This is a genomic window from Streptomyces mabaensis (assembly GCF_053763515.1).
Map to the genome: position 1 here is coordinate 19,100 of NZ_JBSOPZ010000031.1, position 20,201 is coordinate 39,300.

Consider the following 20,201-nt stretch of genomic DNA (forward strand, 5'->3'; position numbering starts at 1 on the left):
TACTGCTCGTCCACCGGGTGAGGCGCGGAGACGTCAGGTCGTGAGAAGGATCCATTTGCGGAGCAGGTTGAGCTTGGCGCGGCCGTAGCCCTTCCGCTTGAGGAGCTTGATCCGTGCGACTTGGCCCTCGCCCTGGCCCGAACTCCAGGAGCTGGACAGGCCGGCGACGACGACGCCCTGGTCCCGGCGAAGGCCGGTGACCAGGGAAGACCTTGCTGCGGCTCACCGCACCGACGCGGCCGGCGGACGTTCGCGCAGGGCGCCGTAGGCGATGAAGTACGCCGGCACACGGTTCAGCCATCGCGAGGTGGTGAGCAGCTCGGTCAGCCGCTTCGCACGCCGGGGGTCGCCGAAGGCGGGTCTTCCGGCCAGCAGCGGCTCGATGACCCGGGAGTGGGCGAACCGCTGAAGCGCCTGCGTCGCGGCCGTTGTGGGCCACCGGCGGCGCTGGACGCGGCGTACGTGCCGCAGGCCGACCCTGTCCTCGCGTAGCGGCTCGACGAGATGGCGGGCGGCGGCCACGGCGTCCTCGACGGCGAGGTTGATGCCGATGCCGAAGACCGGAGACATCGCGTGCGCCGCATCGCCGATGCACAGCAGCCCCGGGCGGTGCCAGCGGCGGAGCCGGTCGAGCCGCACGTCGAGGAGCTTCACCTCGTCCCAGGACCGCAGTTCGTGCACACGGTCCGCGAGCCACGGGACCGCGGCCGTGAAGTCGGCCATGAACCGATCGAGACCGGCGGCGCGGCGCTCGGCGTCGGTTCCCTTGGGGATCAGCGCGGCGCACTGCCAGTATTCCCCGCGGTCGATCATGGCGCTGAAGAACCGGTCGCCGACGCCTCCTACGAGCCCGTGCGGGTCGCCCTCGCGGCGCGGCAGCCGGAACCACCAGGCGTCCATCGGGCAGGCGAACCGCCGCAGTCCCAGTTCGGGCAGCGACCGGGCCAGCGAGCCCCGGCCGTCGCAGGCCACTGTGAGAGTGGCCCGCAGCTCACCGGTACGGCCGTCGGACGTGCGGTACCGCACCCCGGCGACACGGCCGTGCTCCACCAGGAAGGAGGTCGCCTCGGTGTTCATCCGTACGGCGAAGGACGGCTCCCGTCCCGCCTCGTCCACCAGGAGGTTGAGCAGGTCCCATTGCGGCACCATGGCGATGTAGTTGTACTTGCCCGGCAGCGCGCCAATGTTCCCGACGGTGACCAATGAACGGTCTGGGCCGAGCGGCAGCTGGACCGTCGTCACCCGCCGCTGCGGCAGCCTGGCGAACCGCTGGGCCAGGCCAAGGTCGTCCAGCAGCGCGAGGGTGGACGGATGCACGGTGTCGCCGCGGAAGTCGCGCAGGAAGTCGCCGTGCTTCTCCAGGACCGTGACCGCGACACCCGCGCGGGCGAGCAGCAGGCCGAGGACCATTCCGGCAGGTCCGCCGCCCACCACGCAGCACGTGGTCCGCTCCATCGCACTCCTCCCTTCGGCGAAATCCCGGATCTACCGCACTGGGATGTATACCCTCAAACTTGACAAGTCCGACTCATCTGGTCGCGACGTGCTCCAGGAGGGGCGATGAACCAGCAGCCGGTCCTTCTGCCCTACGACGACCCGGCCTTCGTGGCGGATCCCTACCCGCTCTACCGACAGCTCCGCGAGGACGGCCCGGTGCGGCGCGCCGTCATCGCCGGCGGCCTGGAAGCCTGGGTGGTCACGCGTTACGAGGAGGGCCTCGCGGCCCTGTCCGACCCACGGCTGAGCAGCGACATCCGCGACGCGTCCGATCCCCGGCTCATTCGGCAGCTGCCCCGGACCGAGCGCGAGTCCATGCTGAGCAACATGCTCCGCTCCGACCCGCCCGATCACACCCGCCTGCGCCGCCTGGTCTCAAAGGCGTTCACCACCCGGCGGGTGACCGATCTGCGGCCCCGCATCCAGGAGATCGCCGACCAGCTGCTCGACGCGGTCGCGCCGGCCGGCCGGGCGGAACTCATCGCAGACTTCGCGCTGCCCCTCCCGGTCACCGTGATCAGCGAACTGCTCGGTGTGCCCGTGGAGGACCGGTACGACTTCCAGCGGTGGACCGACGACATGCTCCTGCGCGGGGCGGAACTGCCGGACCCGGCCGTGGTGGACGAGGCATGGCAGCGGATGCGGTCGTACCTGACCAAGATCTTGGAAACCAAACGGGCCCGGCCCGGGGACGACCTGCTCAGCGCGCTGATCACCGCCCGGGACGAGGAGCAGCGGCTCACCGAGGACGAGCTGATCGCCATGGCCTTCCTGCTGCTGGTGGCGGGATACGTCACCACTGTCAACTTGATCGGCGGGGGCATCGCCGCGCTGCTCGCCCACCCCGGCCATCTGGAGCTGCTGCGGGACGACCCGTCGCTGCTGCCGGGCGCGATCGAGGAGTTCCTCCGCTACGACGGACCGGTCAGCCCCGGCATCGCGCGGTTCGCGCGCGAGGACGTCGAGATCGCGGGCGTGACCGTCCCGCGCGGCGCGACCGTGCTGATCGCCTCCGCCATCGCCGATCGTGACCCGGCTCGGTTCCCCGACCCGGATCGCCTGGACATCACCCGGCAGGACAACGCACACCTCGCGTTCGGACACGGCATCCACTACTGCCTGGGGGCGCCGCTGGCCCGACTGGAGGGCCAGATCGCCATCGGGACCGCTCTGCACCGCCTTCCCGGCCTGACCCTGGACGTGCGGCCGGGCGAGCTGCGGTGGCGGCCGGGCGGGCTGCGCGGCCCCGCACACCTGCCCGTCACCTTCGCCCCAGGCGGCCCGTACTGACAGCCCACGCATCGCCCGCAGGAGCGTCGATACGGCTGGCCAACAGCCCGTCGGCGCTCCTGCCTCGTTGTCCTTGCCGCGTGAGAGGCTGCCCGGCGACACCAGGACATGGATGGAGAGCTGGCGGGATGGGTTTCGAGGGCGAAGTCTGGCGACTGATGCGGCAGGAGGAACTGCTCGGCGAGATCGTGATCAACGAGGCCGACTTTCGATGGCTGAGCGGTCGCTTCGTTCCAACGCCGACGTTCGGGGAGGTGAAGCCGTGGTTCGACGAGTCGCTGGCTCTGATGGAGGCGGAGGAGTACGAGCGGTTCGACGACTCCTACGACCGGATCGCGGGCACCTTGTCGCTGGTGGCCCCGTCAGGTCCGGTCGCGGAGTTCCTTCTGCACATCACTGACGGTCGCGCTTGGTTCAGGTGGAGTGACGAATCGTTCGATGATGTCTGAGCCCGCCAGGCCCTGGGGAATTACGCGACCACAGCCCCTGGGGAATACGCCGTCGTCGACACCGCGGCCTTCGGCCCGATAGTGCCGTCCGCACGCCGCTCGAGTGTGGCGTCCGGGGCCATCCAGCCACTACCTGGCGCTTCCACCCGCACCGGAACGATCGACTTCTCCATGGTGAACGTCTCACCGTCGGGATTGGCGAAAACCGTCTCCCGCTCGGTGCGTTCACCGGAAACTTCGACGCGTTCTCCGGTAGCCTCAGCCCGTTGCAGGGCCTCCTGCCCCTCGGACAGCTCAGGTTCAAACGCCTCTGCACCGGCCCGCGCCAGCGCAGAGGCTCCATCCGTGAACGGCGGAAGTACCGCCGCGACAACGGCAGCAGCGACTGCGACTACCCCGACTCTGTGGCGCGCACGACGCCACACCCCACCATTCACAAGCCCGCCTCAGGTCTTACATGGCCCCTACATAAGTGCGCCAAATATCAGCGACCATCAGCGAGTCAACAGTGATCAACATCGCATCTGCGGCATGAATGCGCAGATCAGCGGCTATATCGAGCGACTCGAAAAGGAAATCCCCAGCTTCAACGACCAAGCGAGTGGGCGGATGTGACGACCTGCGGTACGAACACCGCTCCGCCCGGTCCTGCTCCGCCCCTGACAGCTGCTCAAGTTCGGCTCGCAGCACTAAGCCGGCTTTCCGCCCGTTCAATCGCGGCTGGAGAGAGGAGTACGCAGCTCCACGCGGAGCCGAATCGAAGTGTCGATGGGCAGTCCCAGGCCGGCGAACCGCAGGTCCTTCGAGTATTTCGCGATGAGGTCGAGATCCCGCAGCTGCCGCTGGAGCTCGGCAACGGTTGCTTCGTCGAGATCGGGTATGTCCTCACCCTGCTCGGCGAGGTACTGAAGGTGCTCGTCCACAGCATCCACGGCCCGGCGGCTGGCCCAGACCGCGAAGTCCCGGCACTCGAACAGGTAGGCGTGCGCGGCATAGAGCGTCGCGGCCGCCGCGTGCTCGTCTGCATCGTCGGGCCCGTCCTGGCCGTCGTTGTGGCAGTACTCGCTGAGCATGTACTCAGCCACACCCCGCTTCACGGCCGTGAAAGCGGTTGAGTCCCCCAGGGTGGCCTCCCACACGGAGTTCAGCAGGGGCCGCAGGCTCATCGTGAACGACGCCCGCTCCTCCTCGGGCAGTGCTTCATGCCAGCCCATGAGCCGTTCGGCGGCGCCGGCAGCGAACACTCCACGCTCGCCTGACGACATGGCCGCCAGGCGCTCCTCCACCGACGCCGACAAAGCCTGCCACGTGTCCATCCGAGCCACTCCCGAGTTGAGAATCAGCGTGCTCACGCCCGCCTCGGGGATGATCGCACCCATCACTGACAACGCTTCAAACGGCGGACGCGCCTCTGCCCAGAACGCGCAACGCGGCCCGGGCTGCCTCTCCTCCTTCCCCCCCGTGCCAGCACCTCCAGCCCGTCGCGATCGGGCCACGCGCACACCCTGCGCAACTTGGTGCGTGCCGACGGTCTCGGAGAGGGTCAGGCACTCGGTGCGCAGCCGGTCGACCGCGGCCTTCTGCGCCTCGGTCCAGCCCGGGGAGGGTTCGCGGTCGCCGGTCATCCTGCCGGTGTGCGGGTGCTCAGTGCCAGGCCAGCCGTCGTGCGGCTCCACCAACCAAGGCAGGGCGCGCACCAGTGCGGCGAGCTCCGCGGTCGCCGCTAGCGCAGACGGGCCTGCGCGGCATGCTGGTAGCGGCATGCGGTGCGCGATTGCGGTCTATCGCTGGGTGAGCGTGGTTCGTAGTCTCGAAGGCATGGCCAACGGCGTCTGGCATACCGGCTACGAGATCGTCGTCCGCCTCACCCATGCAGACCTCGGCCATCGGGACCGGCCCGGCCTGCTGGAGGAGATCACTAGGCCGGTCGGGGAGCGGAACCGGCAGCTGCTGGAGTGCCTGGAGCACCACAAGGAAGGGGTATGCCAGGCCGAGGGCGAGGGCCGCACGCCGTGGATGACGATCCGTCGGCGGACGATCGATGGGGTCACCACGCTGGTGGCGGCGCACCTGCCGCTGCGTACGACGGCGACTGCGGAGGAGTCGGACAAGCACAAGGCGATGAAGGAACGCATAGCTCAAACCGCCCAGGAGCACGGCTTGGAGGCCAAGTTGGAGGCACGGGCGGGCGACGGGCGGATCCGCACCGACGTCCTTGTCGCCGGGCCGGCGGGGAAGGTGGGATGGGAGGCGCAGTACTCCCCTATCACCGCGGCAACGGTCCGGAGCCGGTCCCGTCGGGCCGTCGAGCGCGGCATCACACCGCTGTGGGTGACGTGTGACGGGTCCTCGGCGCTGATCGACCGGGCGCCGTGGGTGCTCGTGGACGACCAGCCCTGGCACGTGATCGCCAGCCGGAAGTCGATGCTCGTGCGCGCCGGGGGCCCGATACCGGCAGGAATGGCGGTGCGACGAGCACCGGCAGCGCTCCTGCCCCGGATCTGGCGGCATGCGGGCGTGCGGTGGGTTCCACGTCCACTGGGACCTGCCTGCCCTGTGCCTCCGCCAAGGTGGCGGGGTTGAAGCGCCGGGCCGGGCGGGCGTGCCGTCAGTCTGGTACGAGGCCGCCGGTGAGGTTGAGCTCGGTGGCGGTCATCGTGCGGGCCCAGTCGGAGGCGGCGAAGACCGCGGCGTTGGCCACGTCGTCGTAGCCAGGGCGCTCGGTCAGGAGCGCCCCCTCATCGGCCCGGTTCTCCTCACCGGGTGCGGGAGAGCCGGGTGAGAGCAGCCAGGCGACGCGGACGCCTTGCGGACTGAGTTCCGCTGCGAGTTGCCGGCAGACGCCTGTAAGGGCGGACCACGCGATGTGCGATCCGCCCAGGTCGGGGATTGTCTCGCGTCCGCCGGCCATGACGAGGAGGACGCCGCTCCCACTGTGGATCATGTGCCGGGCTGCTGCAGTGGCTGTGCTGAGCGTAGTCGTCACCGCCTTCGTGACCGGACGGAGTACGTCGGCGGCGGCCATTTCAAGGAGCGGGCTCCCCTGCAGGTCGTCGTTGGACGTGGCGTTGAAGCAGATATCGATGCCGTTACCCGCGGCCGCCACCGCATCGGCGTGGCGGTCGACGGCGTCGCGGTCCGTCGCGTCCAACTGCGCGACGTGAGCGACCCCGCCATCACCTTGGATGCGCCGCGCGACGTCTTCGAGGGGCAGCACAGTTCGTCCGGTGAGGTGGACAGCGGCGCCTTCGCGCGCGAAGGCGCGCGCAACAGCCGCCCCCACTGCTCCGGAACCGCCATGGACGATCGCTGTCTTCCCGGCGAGCAGCACGGTTCCCTCCTCGGTACGGGTGCTGACAACTATGCAGACTTGACGGGGGGAGCGGACTCATCGCTCACTGAGCACCCTCCGGCTGAAGATATCCCTCCGGGTCCGCCCTGGACATTCCGACCCGCCTGCGTGAGCGACGCCAGCTGGTCATCCGGGGGCACGCCCGGGCTGTCCTCGCGCTCGGCCGAGTCCGGCAGGAAATCGAAGCAGCCTCCGACGTCTCCCATGCGGCGGACCAGATCCAGCGAATCCCCAGGCAGCTGCGGGTCCAGCTCGCCCCACGCCTGCCGCAGATCGGCGTCGGGCGAGCCCGGACAGAGCGGCCGAGGCGGGTGCGAAGTCGCACAGGATGCCGCCGGTGACGTCCCGGATGCTGTGGAGCCACAGGACGTCGGGATCATCCTCATGGCGCTCCAGCACCAGGTAGGCGGCCGTCGGGTACATCGCGGTGAGGGTGTCGGCAATCGTGCCAGCCAGACCTGGCTTTATCGACGACTCACGACAGCAGTTGCTCAGTGCTTCGGAAGGCACGGGAGCCGCGGCGTGTTCGATGTTCATGAGAAGCGACAGCACTCGGGCTCGACGACTACTGGATGCTCCAGCGGTGTGGATGCTCGGGATCGTTGGGGCAGGTGAAGACGTTGAGTTCGCCCCAGCGGCCCACGGCGACCTCGGTGGGAGTGGCACAACGGTGAGTGGGCTGTGTGTGGACGATCGCGTATTTCCCCAGGGGCAAGTTCACGTAATTCCCCAGGGCCTGGCGTTGAGCCGGGGTACTGCTATCCCCGAGCAGCTTCCCCGAGCATGCTCTCCTGAGGCGGAGACTGGGCCTCGACGATGAGTACTGTCATGCCAGTGTCGGTCCAGGTCTCGTGCTCCTCACCTGCGGCCCAACAGGCAGCTTGCCCCCTCGTCAGGGCCTCAGGTTCACCGTCTGTGCCGCTGGCCCACCCCTGGCCTTCTGTAACGATGAGGACCTGTGGCACTGGCGCGACATGCCGCCCGAGGCGTCCGCCTGGCGCCAGGTGCATGATGTTCACGGCGGCAGGACCGCTTCCGCCGTGAACACGGACACGTCGGACACCTTGACTGCCGTAGGCCGTCGTCTGTGAGCCGGCAATCGTGTCGATGTCGAGGATCTTCATGCAGGCATTCTGAGGGAGCCTGTCGCACCTCGGAACGGCAGCCTGCGTGAGACGAGTGTGAGCCCTGCTGATCAGGGACTTAGCCTATTTGTCGGTAGTGTTCCTGGGCCGCTTGTTCGGGCGGTAGCTGGGGCCGTTCATGATCACCTGGTGGCTGGTGTTGATGAGCCGGTCCAGGAGGGACTCGGCGACGACGGGGTTGGGGAAGAGGGGATACCAGTCGCTGGGTGCCCTGTTGCTGGTGATGATCAGCGAGCGTCCCTGCCGCTCGGAGACGAGTTCGTAGAGGTCGTCGGCCTGGGCCGCGGACAGCTGTCGCATGGCGAAGTCGTCGAGGACGAGGACGTCGGGGCGGACGAGTTCGCGGATCCGTTTCTCCCAGGTGCGGTCCGCGTGGCCGCCGGCCAGGTCGGCGAGGATGCGGCTGGTCTTGGCGAAGCGGACGTGGGCGCCCTGGCGGACTGCGAGGTGACCGAGGGCCTGGGCGATGTGGGTCTTGCCGACGCCGACGGGGCCGAAGAGGATGACCGACTCGCCGGCGTGGAGCCAGCGCAGGGCGCCGAGGTCACGGATCTGTGCCGCGGGCAGTTTCGATGAGGCGGTGAAGTCGAACTCTTCCAGGGTGACCTGCTGCTCGAACTTGGCTCGCTGCAGGCGCCGTTGGAAAGCGACGGTCTCGCGGCGGGTGATCTCGTCCTGGCAGAGGACCTGGAGGAAGTCGAGATGGCCGAGTTCACCGCCGTGGGCCTGGGCGAGGCGGGCGTCGAGGGTTTCCAGCATGCCGGACAGTCGCAGGGCCTTGAGCGACTCCCGCAGGGCGGCGTCCATCACGGTCATCGGGCTTCCACCTCGGCTTCGTCGTGGACCTGGTCATCATGGTCGTCGTCCGTCGTGTCGGAGGTCGCGACGGTGGCGAAGAGCCGGGCGGGGCCGTGGAGGAAGGCCGCGGCCCCGGCGTCTCCGCTGGTCTCGGGCTCGGGGTCGGTCTCGGTGCCGGCGATGAGGATGCCCTTGATGGTGCGGTAGGACGGGTCGCCGACCGCGATGGCCCTCGCGCAGGCGGCCTCCAGCCGTGTCTCGCCGTACTTCTTCCGCAGCCCGAGGACCCCCTGGGCAGCGCGGAGCCGATAGAGGACGTTGACCTCCAGCAACTGGTCGACGACCTCGCGGCAGGCGTCACCGACCTCGGACGCCTGGCTGCGGCACCAGACCGGCGTCCGCATCTGGAAGGCGATCTTCTCCGGCGGATAGTCGCTCCTGTCCGTGCGTTTCCCCTGTTCAAGGGCAGTGTGGGTCTTGACGAGCTGGCCTTCGTGGAAGACCTGGACCATCGTGGCGGTCGAGCGGACGTCGACGCGGCGACCGATCAGCTTCCACGGCACCGAGTAGAGGGTGCGGCCGACCCTGATGTGGATGTCCGGGCCGACCGTGGCAGTCGACCAGCGGGCCAGCACGAACGGAGTCGGCGGCAAAGGCAGCATTTCAGCCGCCTCCAACGCGTCGAACACGGCCATCGGGGCGGCCCCGCCCAGCGGCCGACACTTCCGCCGCCCGGCAACCTGCTGACTCCAGGTCACTGCCTCAACCTGCATGTGCTCGATCGAGGTGAACTCCCGGCCTCGCCAGAACGAGTCGCGGACATAGGGCATCGGCCGCTCGACCCGCGGCTTATCCTTCGGCTTCGCTGCCCGGGCCGGATCGACCAACGCGCCGTAGTGCGTGGCGAGCTCGGCATAAGCCTTGTTGATCTTCGGGTCGTAGAGGTCGGGCTTGTCGACACCGGTCTTGAGGTTGTCCGGGACGAGCCGGCGCGGGACGCCGCCGAAGTAGCGGAAGGCCGCGACGTGCGCTTCCGTCCACGCGTGCTGGTCCAGGTGCAGCACCGGCCGGACGAACATGTGCCGCGAACACGGCAGCACCATCACGAACGCCCAGACCCGGTGGCGTTTGCCGGTCCGCGGATCGATCCACTGCCCGAGGAAGCCGTAGTCGATCTGGGCCTCCGATCCGGGCTCGATGTCGTCGCGCAATACGGTGACCTGCGACTTCGCCACCTCGTCCGGAAGCGTCGCATGCACCCAGCGACGGAACGAGGAGATCGACACCTGCAGTTTGTGCTCGTCACGGAGCCGCTGGTGGATCGTCGAGACGGTCACCGTCCCGAGCAGGCTCTTGATGTAGTCGCGGTGCTGGTCGATATCCGGCCAGGTCACCTGCCTGAGCCTTCTGTCGATGAGCCCGGGGAACCACTCCTTGATCAGCTTCGACCAGTCCGCCTCACTCATCGGCGGGCCGCCCGGGCTGATCCCAGCCGCTTCCGCCGGGGCCAGGTACTTCCTGACCGTCTTGCGGTCCACCCCCAGCGACGCGGCCAGCTCGCTCTTCGAGCGGCCCGCGTACCAGTGGACGTAGATCTCGGTGATGTCGACCACGACGAACGTTCTCCTCGCCATCCGGGCTGCCCATCGGCCATCCGAACCACGGGACGAGGAACATGAGCAGCTCCGCGACGACCAGGTCCCTCGATCCCGACCTCCGCGCTACCCATGGCCAATTAGGAGAATTCGGGATGGGTAATTACATGACGCTCAAACCGCCCAACCTGGGGAAAAACTTGAGCGTCGACAGGTTCTGGTCCTCCAGCGGTTTCCAGCTGCCGCTGCCGCCGTCCCATTCCGAGCTGTCGATGGTCAGCAGCAGGTGCATCGGTGTCGTGCAGGTCAGACAATCCATAGGGTACGGATCGGTCGAGTGCCAGGAGGCGAAGCCGCCCACGCGCCAGCCGGGCGGGATGGACAAGTCGTACTGGTAGCCGAGCGGCTCCGCTGTGCTTTCGTCCGCCGACTGCTCGACATCCTCCTCAAGGGCTTTCTCCCATGCATCGATCCGGGCGCACAGTTCCTCGGGCAAAAGGCCGGCAAACGGGTAGGTGACCACCTGCTCCGGGTGCAGCACACAGGGCTCGGGCACGAAGCCATCGGATCCCACGAGCAGCGGCTGCGGCGGCGCGTTCAGCACCTCGCCGACCTGCCACGACCGCCGCCAGCGCAGGTGCAGCTCCAGGTCGTACCGGCCCGGGCCGTGCGCGTTGAAGGGGCACCAGAACACTTGAAGCAGATCGCTGTCGCCCGGCCCAGCCAGCAGGTCCGGCACATCCCGCCGGTACAGCTGGGCGAGGCCGATCATCGGCAGCGGGTCGGTCTCGGATGCCCCGGGGATCCGGTGCTCCCGGCGCAGCTCGCCCAGGAGCTTCCGTTCCTCATCCGTCGGGCCGGGGACCTGCTCGCGGGCCCATGCGGAAGCCAGAACCTGCCGATAGCGGCGGATGTCGGCCGGTCGTTGACCACGCCCGCGGCCATGGGCCTCGCCGCACACTGGCCACGGCTCGTCCGTCGGCCACAGCATGGGACCGCCCACGGAACTGGCCGACAGATCTGGTCTGCCCGGCCGCGGATGAAGCCGAGTTGTCGTCCCTCGGAAGGCGGCCAGTTCCGGGAAGAGCGCCTCGACATCGAGAGGGCGCCGAGGCGTGGTCCTCGTCATGGACGCGACCTTAGTGGTCGGTTCCGGAAGTCCTTCGAGGGTTGACGTGCGGTGGTTGCGTCCAGAGCGTCCTGGGGGTGCCGGCCTTCCTGGCCGGCCGGGGGCCAGGGCGAGGGGCGATGCCCCCCGCGATGCACAGTTCCAGCTTGCAGACATCGCTCGGGTGGTTCACGGCTGGAGATCCGCTCTCGGCGAACCCACCTTTCCCTCGGTGTGCGCGGTGCTTGGGTGTCGGGATGGAGATCTTGGTTCTGGGCGGAACGGCATGGGTGGGGCCGGGAGGTGTCACGGCAAGCGATTGAGCGCGGCCATCAGGTGACCTGCCTTGCTCGCGGTGAAAGTGGAGCAGTGGCAAAGGGAGCAGGGTTGGTGACCGCTGACCGGCGTGATCCGTCCGTCTACAAGCCACTGCTCGACCGGGAGTGGGACGCGGTCATCGAGGTGTCATGGCAGCCCGGCTTCGTTCGTGAGGCGCTTGAGGCATTGGGCGACAGAGCCAGGCATTGGACGTACGTCTCCTCTGTCAACGTCTACGCCTCCCATGCCACGCCGGACGCGGACGAATCCGCGGCACTCCTTGCTCCGACCGACCGAAGCAAGGTCGGTCGCGAGTTGTACGGCGAGGCGAAGGTCGCCTGCGAGCAGGCATCGATGGCCGTCGTGGGCGACCGCCTCATCATCGCGCGGGCCGGCCTCATCGGCGGCCCCGGCGATCACAGCGGACGATCCGGCTACTGGGTGGCCCGTGCCGCACGTGATCCGCAAGGGCCGATGCTGGTTCCCGATGCACCAGCCATGCCGACACAGGCAGTCGACGTGCGCGACCTCACCGCCTGGCTGCTCGACGCCGCGGAGACGAGGAGCATCGGTACCTACGATGCTGTCGGTCCGGTCGTTCCGTTCAGAGAGTGGATCGAGCTGTCCCGCGCCATTGGCGGGCACACCGGGCCGGTGGTCACCGCCGACTCGGCATGGCTGCTCGCAAACGGAGTGGCCCAGTACCTGGGGCCCGAGTCGCTGCCAATGTGGCTGGTCAAGCCGGGCTGGGAGGGATGGTCGGCCCGGAACGGCTCCGCATCGCGTGCAGCCGGGCTGCATCACCGCCCTCGGGCGGAATTGCTGACCGACGCGCTGCTGTGGGAAAGCGACCAGGGTTTGGACCGGGCACGACGTGCTGGCCTCAGCGCCCAGCGCGAGCGGGAACTGCTCGACACTCTCGGCTGACGTCAGCCCGGCCGTTCTCCCCGAAGACCGGCTGGCTGTCAGGTAGCCCCGGCGTCATGGCGTACGGCCCCTTCTTCACTTGAGGCCGTACTCGGCTCTGCAGATAAGCCTGTACCCCGGACAACTGGCCGCGGTGGCGGACGTGCACGGCGACCACCTGGGGCCAGGCGGTACGGGCCCGCGCCGTGAGCTTCTTGGTCGCGGCGTACTGCCAGCACATCGGCATGGCACCGGACACCCCCAGGGCTACCTGCAGCTCAGTCAGCAGCAGAGCCGGGCCGACGGGCCCCAGGATGACGACCGGGCGCACCTGGCCGGTCTGCTGGGCGAGGCGGCCCCCGGCGGGCAGTGAAGAGGCTGGAGCGCTGCGGATGCTGTACGGCCGGGGCCAGCATCAGGCGGAGGAAGCGCAGAGGCCCGAGGAGGACCCGCAGAAGCTGTTCACCGAGGCGTGCCTGTACGGGCTGCGCGCCAAGCTCTGCGACGAGGTCGACTCCTTGGACCCCTACCTCCCGCCGCAGGTGGCAGCGATGGCGCGGAAGGTGGCCGACGCCCTCGAAGTGCCGCAGCCGGCCAGCGCGTGACGCCGGTGTAGCGGCGTCGTTGAACGATGCGACCCCAAGAGTTGGGCCCCGGGGATGTCATGGCTGATCCCCCGGTGCCCGTGGTGTGTCCGGAGCGGGCAAGATCAGGTCGGTGGCGCGCTCGCGTGGCTTCTTCGCCGGTCAGGTTGAGCACCTGCGTCTCCCGCGCCGTGCCGTCCTGGACGACGTGGACGCCGCCCGGGTGCCAGGTCTTGGGGGCGGCGGGGCCGGCCATCGGGGCGAGCCTGCGCCAGGTGTCGGTGGTGCAGCGCCCAGGATGCAGGCGGTGAACTGCTCGTACGCCTCCGGGCCGAAATCGGCCGTGGTGAGGTTAGCGTCCAGGAGAACGTGGACGCGGGCCTGGCCGCCCGTGAACAGAATTCCCAGGAGCCCGTCGGCGGATCAACGGCGACGCCCGCGTGCCCCAACTGCTCGCTCCCCTGGGCGGCGCGGCTTAACCGCTGCCGCCCAGGGGGTCACGGGGATTGACGCGTCAGCGCACGTCGACGTAGTCGCCCGCGGCCGCGACCGCCGGCGTGGTGGACGTGCCGGCGAAGTTCCAGCGCCAGTACCCGTCGGCGCGGGCCGTAGTGGTGGCCTTCAAGTTGCCCGTCCCGTCGCTGGTCACGGTCTTGACGGTCGTGTACGCGGTGATGCCCTTCGGGCGGAACTGGAGCCGTACGGACTGGTTGGTGTAGCCCGCGTAGACGTACCTGTCCCAGTTGGCGCGGGCCAGCTTGCCCGTGACCGTGATCGTCTTACCCTTGGTGACCGGCTCGGGCGAGGCGTTGACGCTGAGCGTGGAGCGCCGCTGGACAGGGTGCGTGCCGTAGGTGTCCCCGTAGTAGTCGCCGTCCTTGGACGTGAGCTGGACGTTCACCTTCCACGGTCCCGCGAGGGCGTTGCGCGGCAGGTCGATGTCACTTTCAAGCCGGACGGTGAGCTTGCACGTCAAAGTGGTGGCGCTGGAAGTGGTGCACGTCGGCGTGCCGTGGAACGTCCAGTAGTCGTCCCCCACTTCGCGGTCGATGCCCAGGAACCGGTGGCCGCTGTGGCTGATCCCCGAATCGTCGGACGCGGTCGCCGATATGGTGAACGACTCCGTCCGCGAGGTGCCCAACACGACGGCCTTACCGGCGTTCACGGAGACCTTCTTGATCTCCACACCGGTCTCCGCCGCGTACGCCGCAGGAGCGGCGATGAGGACGGAGCCAGAAAGTACCAAGGCACCGGCGAGAAGAGCGGCGAGCCGACGGCCTCTGCACCCGAGTGGGCCGCTCCGGACGCTCGCCGAGGGCGAACTCTGACTTCATTCGGGCAGAGCGTCCTCACCGACGGTTGGCACGCACTGGTCAATTCGGCCGCTGGGTGGTCACAGTCGCCCTTCTCGTCGGCATGCGCGGTGGTGGTGTTCCTTGCCGATGTCCACGTCGGCCCAGATCTGGGGCACGGTCACCTCCGTCATCTCGTCCTCCAACAGCAGTCCCGCAGACGACCTCGCCGACGTTGTCCTACGAAGTGATCGAGTCGCATATCCCAATTAGCGGTCGAGTCGTCGCGGGGCTCCGGGCGGCCAACATGTGAGCCATCAGACGGCGACAAGCTGACACCCAAACCCAGAACCCCTGGGGCCCGACGATCTTACGAATGACCGCCTCAAACCCACGTCTGGAAGGTAGGACAAGCTCAGCGGAACGCAGCGGCGTTCTGCTGGGCCCACTGCGCGAAGGTGCGCGCCTGACGTCCGGTCACCTTCTCGACCACGCCGTTCGGGGTGTTGTACTCGGCTGGCGGGTCGGCGAACACCTCCAGCTGGAAGTCGATCATGTGCTCCGGCACGCCCTGCGCCCGCATCGTTACACGCGCCTGGTCCGGCGTCAGCTCCACGAACTCCACCTGCCGGTCGACCGCCGAGCCCAGCGCGGCGATCTTCTCCCGCAGCGAAAGCCGCTCCGGGCCGGTCAGCAGGTACTCCGCACCGGCGTGCCCGTCCTCGAGCAGCGCCGTTGCAGCCACCGCGCCGATGTCCCCCTCGTGCACCATCGCGGTGCGCGAGTCCCCGTACGGCCGCTCGACCCGTCCGTGGCGCACCTCGTCCGCCCACTCCAGGGCGTTGGCCATGATCTCGGTCGGCGACACCGTGGTCCACGCCAGACCGGACGCCCGCACGGCTGGCTCCAGAGTCGACTCCGACCAGCCGGCCAGCATGGTCACCCGGCGCACCCCCGCCGCCTCGATCATCGCCACCAACTCCCCGCCGTTCTCCAGCGGGGTGTAGTCGTCGCCCCCGAAGTTGATCAGGTGCACGGCGGTCACGCCGTGCAGCGCCGACGCCAGCGACGCCGCGTCGGTAAGGTCGCCGCCGACGACCTCGACCCCCGGACCGAACGTCGCCGCCCCGGGCTGCCGGGTCAGCGCCCGCACCGGCGCACCAGCCTCCCGCAGCGCCGCAACGACCTGCCTCCCGACCGTGCCGGTCGCGCCCGCCACCAGAAACGTCATGCCAGTCTCCCCACGTCGTTCGTCGCCGTTCTTCCCGGCCGCACGCGCACGATGACACCCCTTGCGGACAGGTACCGTCCGCATTAGGCATCCGTGGCGGAGTCGTCCCCGCATCCCAGCGGGCCTGACCTCGCCCGCAGTTGAGGGAACATCGTGCACGCTGGCGAACAGGGCCCGGTAGATCGTCTCCGGGCAGGCCCGCATCGCCGGATCGGCGGCATGGGTGCGGGCGAGGAGGCGTGAAATCTGCTGGGAGATTGCTGCGGTGGCCGCGAAGTGTACGGCCAGACGCGTCACCGCGAGTCCGGTAGTCAGCGAGACCGTGATCAGGGTCCGATATGAGCCAGCGTGCCGGCCCAGCTGGGGACTGGAATAACCAAGAACAGAACGCCGATGAGGGCACTGGCCATGAACCAGCCGAAGCCGCTGAACCCCATGAATGACTGGATCCGGCTCCACTCGTCGCTGGTCCTGGTCGACAGTCGTCCCGGCTTCGACCGGACCCGTGTCCACGCCGTACTCAGTTCTTCGGTGGTCGACTCGTCGGCGGCCCCGAAGAGCCGGTTGCCGATCCGGTCGAGGAGCCATGCCGCGAACGCGTCCGCAGCGGTTGCCAAATCGCGGCGGCAGCTGTTCCGGCGATGGACTTGCATGTGATTCTCCTTCAATCTTCGAGTGGCGTGAGGTGTGGGGCGGGATGGCGATGTGCGCGGACCCGCCCTCATCCCTGCGGGTTCTCCAACCATTTGGTGACCGGGTTCAGCGCCGCCAGTCGCGCCACTCAGGCGCAGCGTCTCGGGGTTGACGTTCAGATCGGCCGTGGTTGCCGACGAGGCTGCAGTCGCTGCCCCTGCTTCTGCGGGCGGCGACTCCGGAGCCAGGGCCGCATCTCTGCTGAGGGCCCGACCGGGCAGCCGCCACTCCGCCCGCCAGGCGGTGTCCACTGACACGCTCCACCGCCGCATGGTCACCGCGGAACCGGCCTCATCAAGGGAATTCCTGCGCCTGAGCAGCGCCATAACAAGAGAATCACATCGGTTCGTCCCCTCTGCTGGTTTCGGTGGACGCCTCTAGAGTCACGCCAGCCGCCGCGCCAGAGGACCAATCATCGGCCCCGACAACGCGGTCGGCGCCTCGAAGGGGAAAGGACCGATCGTGCGCAACCGCTCTCTCATAGCCGTCACCGCCGCGTTTGCCGCCGGAGCACTCTCGCTCACGGCGTGCGGCTCCCGTGACGCAGGCAAGGCCGACGACGCCTCGGGCGATGGCTCCACCGTCGTCACCATCGGTTTCGACGCGCCGTTGACCGGGGAGCTCTCCGCTCTCGGCCTCGGCATGAAGAACTCGGTCGACCTTGCCGTCAAGAAGGCCAACAAGACCAAGGAGGTGCCCGGCGTCACCTTCAGGATCAAGGCTCTCGACGACCAGGCGCAGCCCTCCTCTGGCCAGCAGAACGCCACCAAGCTCGTCGCCGACAAGAGCGTCCTCGGAGTCGTCGGCCCGCTGAACTCCTCCGTGGCCCAGTCGATGCAGAAGGTCTTCGACGTCGCCCAGGTGTCCGAGGTCTCGGTCAACACCAACCCCGCCCTCACCCAGGGCGACAAGTGGGAAACAGGCGAGAAGGCTCGGCCGTTCAAGACGTACTTCCGGACCGCGACCACGGACGCCATCCAGGGTCCGTTCGCCGCGGAGTACCTGTACAACACGGCCAAGAAGAAGAAGGTCTTCGTCGTCGACGACAAGAAGACCTACGGCGCCGGCCTGGCCGCGACCTTCGCCGCCCACTTCAAGAAGCTCGGCGGCGCCGTCGTCGGCACCGATCACGTCAACCCGGAGGCCAAGGACTTCGGCTCCGTGGCCACCAAGATCAAGAACTCGGGGGCGGATGTCGTCTACTACGGCGGTGAGTACCCGGTGGCCGGCCCGCTCAGCGCGCAGGTCAAGAAGTCGGGCGCAGCGATCCCGCTCATCGGCGGCGACGCGATCTACAGCGACGAGTACCTCAAACTCACCGGCGCCCGCGGCGACGGCGACATGGCCACGTCCGTAGGCGCGCCCGTGGAGAACCTGCCCTCCGCCAAGGAGTTCATCGAGGACTACAAAGCGGCCGGGTACAAGGAGGCGTACGGAGCCTACGGTGGCTTCTCCTACGACTCGGCCTGGGCGATCATCCAGGCGGTGAAGGTCGTGGCCAAGGACGGCAAGCTGCCCTCCGACGCCCGTGCCAAGGTCACCGAGGCCCTGCAGAACGTCTCCTTCGACGGAGTTACGGGCAAGGTCTCCTTCGACGAATACGGCGACGCCACCAACAAGCAGCTCACCGTCTACAAGGTCACGGGCGGTGCGTGGAAGGCGGAGACCACCGGCACGTTCGGAGGCTGACCGACCGCGCGGTCGCACATCACCCCGCCGCTGTCCGGCTGCGGCTCGCCTTCCGGGCCTGCGCAGGCGCTGATCATCCACCGCAGTCCGGAACGAGGCTGGGCTGCTTCCTTCTGTACGGAGGGACCAGCCCGGCCTCGTCGAATGATCAGCCAGGGGCCCAGGTGGCGGTGTTCAGCAGACCGACCTCGACGTGCCGGCGTGCAAGGTGGAGATGGCGACCAGCGGCATCGCCGCCCAGGAGACGGACTCCACAAATCTCAGTACAGCTCAAGGCAACCCCCGGCCACGATCTTGAGGAGGTGTCCTACGTTGATGAGGCTCTTTGAATTCCCCGCCCTCGGGCCCCCGGAGAGGACTCCGGAGGGTGGCAGAGGTGGGTGATCGCTTGGCTCGGTCGCATGGCATCCTTGTCGGACCTGACGGACGGAATGAGAGTTGAGTCGTGCGTTGATCCGTGTCGCGCGAGGAGCCACCGGGTTCTGGGGGCAAGGCGATGCCCCGCTGCCGCAGGTGGACGTCAGGGCCTTCAAGACCGCCTGCCATGCGGTGGCCCGGTCGATTCGGGCCACGGTCGGCGAAGTGACTCCGGCTGGAGTCACGCCGAGTTTCCATACGGTTCTGATCACCGCCCCAGGCATTCGGTCGGCCGTCCTGTGCCACGAGGTACTCCCGGTCGTTGCCTTTGTGGCGAGTCCTCCGCAGGCTGGTGCGCCTCTGGTGGACTTCACATCCCCACCGGCGTGGGCGGACGCATTTGAGCTGGGCGGCTTCCGGCTGCTGGACGTCGAAGAACTGGGCATGCCGTTGGCCGCGGCTGACACCAGCGAGCTCGCCGAAGCAGAGCTGGAACAGGCGCGTTATTGGCGTCCCAGCACGGTCGGCGAGCTGATGTTCAACTGGTGGGACTGACCCGGGTCATTGCTTTTGGGGCGCTCGTTCGGGCGGTACCTGGGGCCGTTCATGATGACCTGGTGACTAGTGTTGATCAGCCTGTCCAGAAAGTCACTCGGCGACGACGGGGTTAGGGAAGAGGGGATACCAGTCACTGGGCGCCCGGTTGCTGGTGATGATCAGAGACCTTCCCTGCCGCTCGCTGACCAGCTCGTAGAGGTCGTCAGCCTGGGTTGCGTTCAGCTGGCGCATCGCGAAGTCGTAGAGGATGAGGTCGTCGGGGCGGACCAGTTCGCGGATCCGTTTCTCCCAGGTGCGGTCCGCGTGTCCGCCGACGAGTCTGCAAGGACGCGGCTGCTCTTGGCGAAGCGGACGTGGGGCGCCCTCGCGGACGGCGAGGTGGCCGAGTGCCTGCGCAATGTGCGTCGCTTGCGGTGGCGTTCAGCCCCGACGGCCGCACGCTCGCCACCGGAAGTGACGCCGGATTCACCACCCTCACCCGCCGCTGACGTGATCGATGGCGTCAGCACTATCGTTGGCCATGGGTCAGGAGCCGGATGCCCACTCCCAGGGCCGCCGCTGGATGTCTGTGAGCAGCCGTTCGAACAGCGGCTTGTCGAACAGGAGCCAGAAGGAGTCTTCAGGCAGCTGTTTGCCGTTGATGACTGCCGTGGGCGTTCCCGGGCCGCGTGGGTCCTCTCCCCCGGCCTGCTCGTACGCCTTCTCGGACTCCGTGACAAAGGTGCGGTACTGCATGGTCGTGACGGCGGAGTCGAAGGCCGGGCTCCGCAGGCCCTCGACCTTGCCGGCCAGCTCCAGCAGGAACGCAGTCGTGTATCCATCGACAGCGCCTTCGGGCTGATGCCGGAACAGGACCGCGTGGTACTCGGCGAACTTGTCCTCTTCCAGAGCAGCGCGAAGGGCGTTGACCGCCCGTTTCGAACCGCTCCCGCCCAACCGGTCGTCCCTGAAGGATGCGAAGGTGTACTCGGTCCTCACCTCGCGGCGCTCGGTCATGGCACGAAGGACCGAGGCGCCACCGGTCAGTTCGAACTCCTCGACCACGGGGCAACGCGGATCCTCGTAGAGGCGCACCGTCACCGGCGCCTCGGGATCCCCCACCGTGATGCTCGTGCCGTCTGCACCGAGCTTCTCGGGAAGCTCTTCCAATCCGGCATAGGCGGCCACCGGCTCCGACGACACGGCGGCCTTGCCGCATCCGGCCAGCGACAGTCCCAGCACACCCGTCACCACGGCTGCGGCCAGCCGTCTCCCACCACGGTTCACCTTCATGTATCCCCCCTTGGATCAAGAGGACTCTAGAGGGTGCGCGCGAGAACCGCACCGGCATTGAGTGCCC

General features: G+C 68.2%; 19 protein-coding genes and 1 pseudogene. 7 read left to right on the forward strand and 13 right to left on the reverse strand.

Annotation, left to right across the window (positions count from 1 at the left end; all coding sequences use genetic code 11):
• Positions 1-222: 222 nt before the first annotated feature.
• Entirely contained in the window at positions 223-1,455 is a 1,233-nt protein-coding gene (locus ACWV17_RS25015) for an FAD-dependent oxidoreductase (RefSeq protein WP_455361482.1), read from the reverse strand.
• A gap of 105 nt (positions 1,456-1,560) precedes the next feature.
• Between ACWV17_RS25015 and ACWV17_RS25020 the strand changes: the two genes are divergently transcribed.
• Both ACWV17_RS25020 and ACWV17_RS25025 read left to right on the forward strand, forming a co-directional pair.
• Complete coding sequence (locus tag ACWV17_RS25020) at positions 1,561-2,787, forward strand: cytochrome P450 family protein (RefSeq protein ID WP_455361483.1); 1,227 nt, start codon at positions 1,561-1,563, stop codon at positions 2,785-2,787.
• Between the two features lie 128 nt (positions 2,788-2,915).
• A complete protein-coding gene (locus ACWV17_RS25025) occupies positions 2,916-3,236 on the forward strand; it encodes a hypothetical protein (protein ID WP_455361484.1) in 321 nt (106 codons plus the stop codon).
• Between the two features lie 710 nt (positions 3,237-3,946).
• On the opposite strand, the gene ACWV17_RS25030 is transcribed toward ACWV17_RS25025, so the two are convergent.
• A complete protein-coding gene (locus ACWV17_RS25030; protein ID WP_455361485.1) occupies positions 3,947-4,861 on the reverse strand; it encodes a hypothetical protein in 915 nt (304 codons plus the stop codon).
• Positions 4,862-5,054: 193 nt separating this feature from the next.
• Between ACWV17_RS25030 and ACWV17_RS25035 the strand changes: the two genes are divergently transcribed.
• Entirely contained in the window at positions 5,055-5,819 is a 765-nt protein-coding gene (locus ACWV17_RS25035; protein ID WP_455361486.1) for a competence protein CoiA family protein, read from the forward strand.
• 25 nt (positions 5,820-5,844) lie between these two features.
• Here ACWV17_RS25035 and ACWV17_RS25040 read toward each other — a convergent pair whose 3' ends face one another.
• The 6 genes from ACWV17_RS25040 to ACWV17_RS25065 form a co-directional block, all read right to left on the reverse strand.
• On the reverse strand, positions 5,845-6,567 hold the full coding sequence (locus ACWV17_RS25040) for an SDR family NAD(P)-dependent oxidoreductase (protein ID WP_455356886.1): 723 nt from the start codon (positions 6,565-6,567) through the stop codon (positions 5,845-5,847).
• Between the two features lie 586 nt (positions 6,568-7,153).
• On the reverse strand, positions 7,154-7,309 hold the full coding sequence (locus tag ACWV17_RS25045) for a hypothetical protein (RefSeq protein ID WP_455361487.1): 156 nt from the start codon (positions 7,307-7,309) through the stop codon (positions 7,154-7,156).
• Positions 7,310-7,346: 37 nt separating this feature from the next.
• Positions 7,347-7,712, reverse strand: coding sequence for a cupin domain-containing protein (locus ACWV17_RS25050; protein ID WP_455361488.1), 366 nt, complete (start codon positions 7,710-7,712; stop codon positions 7,347-7,349).
• A gap of 84 nt (positions 7,713-7,796) precedes the next feature.
• A complete protein-coding gene (gene istB, locus ACWV17_RS25055) occupies positions 7,797-8,549 on the reverse strand; it encodes an IS21-like element helper ATPase IstB (RefSeq protein ID WP_455361489.1) in 753 nt (250 codons plus the stop codon).
• The gene (gene istA / locus ACWV17_RS25060) at positions 8,546-10,144 is read right to left on the reverse strand and encodes an IS21 family transposase (RefSeq protein WP_455361490.1); all 1,599 of its coding nucleotides are present in this window, start codon (positions 10,142-10,144) and stop codon (positions 8,546-8,548) included. Before istA ends, istB begins: the two co-directional genes overlap by 4 nt.
• Positions 10,145-10,289: 145 nt before the next feature.
• On the reverse strand, positions 10,290-11,255 hold the full coding sequence (locus tag ACWV17_RS25065) for a hypothetical protein (protein WP_455361491.1): 966 nt from the start codon (positions 11,253-11,255) through the stop codon (positions 10,290-10,292).
• A 236-nt stretch (positions 11,256-11,491) separates the two neighbouring features.
• On the opposite strand from ACWV17_RS25065, the pseudogene ACWV17_RS25070 reads away from it, so the two are divergent.
• Both ACWV17_RS25070 and ACWV17_RS25075 read left to right on the forward strand, forming a co-directional pair.
• Positions 11,492-12,479, forward strand: a pseudogene (locus tag ACWV17_RS25070) (NAD-dependent epimerase/dehydratase family protein).
• Between the two features lie 293 nt (positions 12,480-12,772).
• A complete protein-coding gene (locus ACWV17_RS25075) occupies positions 12,773-13,063 on the forward strand; it encodes a hypothetical protein (RefSeq protein WP_455361492.1) in 291 nt (96 codons plus the stop codon).
• Positions 13,064-13,556: 493 nt separating this feature from the next.
• On the opposite strand, the gene ACWV17_RS25080 is transcribed toward ACWV17_RS25075, so the two are convergent.
• From ACWV17_RS25080 to ACWV17_RS25090, 3 genes are all read right to left on the reverse strand, one after another.
• Positions 13,557-14,288, reverse strand: a complete 732-nt coding sequence (locus ACWV17_RS25080; protein ID WP_455361493.1) for a hypothetical protein — start codon at positions 14,286-14,288, stop codon at positions 13,557-13,559.
• A gap of 461 nt (positions 14,289-14,749) precedes the next feature.
• Positions 14,750-15,565 carry an NmrA family NAD(P)-binding protein gene (locus ACWV17_RS25085; RefSeq protein ID WP_455361494.1) on the reverse strand — a complete coding sequence of 272 codons (816 nt, stop codon included), beginning with the start codon at positions 15,563-15,565 and terminating at the stop codon, positions 14,750-14,752.
• Positions 15,566-15,891: 326 nt separating this feature from the next.
• Positions 15,892-16,218 carry a hypothetical protein gene (locus tag ACWV17_RS25090; protein WP_455356891.1) on the reverse strand — a complete coding sequence of 109 codons (327 nt, stop codon included), beginning with the start codon at positions 16,216-16,218 and terminating at the stop codon, positions 15,892-15,894.
• A 502-nt stretch (positions 16,219-16,720) separates the two neighbouring features.
• Between ACWV17_RS25090 and ACWV17_RS25095 the strand changes: the two genes are divergently transcribed.
• On the forward strand, positions 16,721-17,947 hold the full coding sequence (locus ACWV17_RS25095) for a branched-chain amino acid ABC transporter substrate-binding protein (RefSeq protein WP_455356892.1): 1,227 nt from the start codon (positions 16,721-16,723) through the stop codon (positions 17,945-17,947).
• Positions 17,948-18,667: 720 nt separating this feature from the next.
• Entirely contained in the window at positions 18,668-18,859 is a 192-nt protein-coding gene (locus tag ACWV17_RS25100; protein ID WP_455361495.1) for a hypothetical protein, read from the forward strand.
• A 93-nt stretch (positions 18,860-18,952) separates the two neighbouring features.
• On the opposite strand, the gene ACWV17_RS25105 is transcribed toward ACWV17_RS25100, so the two are convergent.
• The gene (locus ACWV17_RS25105) at positions 18,953-19,261 is read right to left on the reverse strand and encodes an ATP-binding protein (RefSeq protein ID WP_455361536.1); all 309 of its coding nucleotides are present in this window, start codon (positions 19,259-19,261) and stop codon (positions 18,953-18,955) included.
• A 126-nt stretch (positions 19,262-19,387) separates the two neighbouring features.
• A complete protein-coding gene (locus ACWV17_RS25110; protein ID WP_455361496.1) occupies positions 19,388-20,134 on the reverse strand; it encodes a thioredoxin domain-containing protein in 747 nt (248 codons plus the stop codon).
• Positions 20,135-20,201 lie beyond the last annotated feature (67 nt).

Bases quoted from the DNA above. Each gene is read 5' to 3' on its own strand.
- ACWV17_RS25015 (WP_455361482.1), bottom strand. From the start codon at position 1,455: ATGGAGCGGACCACGTGCTGCGTGGTGGGCGGCGGACCTGCCGGAATG.
- ACWV17_RS25020 (WP_455361483.1), top strand. From the start codon at position 1,561: ATGAACCAGCAGCCGGTCCTTCTGCCCTACGACGACCCGGCCTTCGTG.
- ACWV17_RS25025 (WP_455361484.1), top strand. From the start codon at position 2,916: ATGGGTTTCGAGGGCGAAGTCTGGCGACTGATGCGGCAGGAGGAACTG.
- ACWV17_RS25030 (WP_455361485.1), bottom strand. From the start codon at position 4,861: ATGACCGGCGACCGCGAACCCTCCCCGGGCTGGACCGAGGCGCAGAAG.
- ACWV17_RS25035 (WP_455361486.1), top strand. From the start codon at position 5,055: ATGGCCAACGGCGTCTGGCATACCGGCTACGAGATCGTCGTCCGCCTC.
- ACWV17_RS25050 (WP_455361488.1), bottom strand. From the start codon at position 7,712: ATGAAGATCCTCGACATCGACACGATTGCCGGCTCACAGACGACGGCC.
- istB (WP_455361489.1), bottom strand. From the start codon at position 8,549: ATGACCGTGATGGACGCCGCCCTGCGGGAGTCGCTCAAGGCCCTGCGA.
- ACWV17_RS25065 (WP_455361491.1), bottom strand. From the start codon at position 11,255: ATGACGAGGACCACGCCTCGGCGCCCTCTCGATGTCGAGGCGCTCTTC.
- ACWV17_RS25075 (WP_455361492.1), top strand. From the start codon at position 12,773: ATGACGACCGGGCGCACCTGGCCGGTCTGCTGGGCGAGGCGGCCCCCG.
- ACWV17_RS25085 (WP_455361494.1), bottom strand. From the start codon at position 15,565: ATGACGTTTCTGGTGGCGGGCGCGACCGGCACGGTCGGGAGGCAGGTC.
- ACWV17_RS25090 (WP_455356891.1), bottom strand. From the start codon at position 16,218: ATGCAAGTCCATCGCCGGAACAGCTGCCGCCGCGATTTGGCAACCGCT.
- ACWV17_RS25110 (WP_455361496.1), bottom strand. From the start codon at position 20,134: ATGAAGGTGAACCGTGGTGGGAGACGGCTGGCCGCAGCCGTGGTGACG.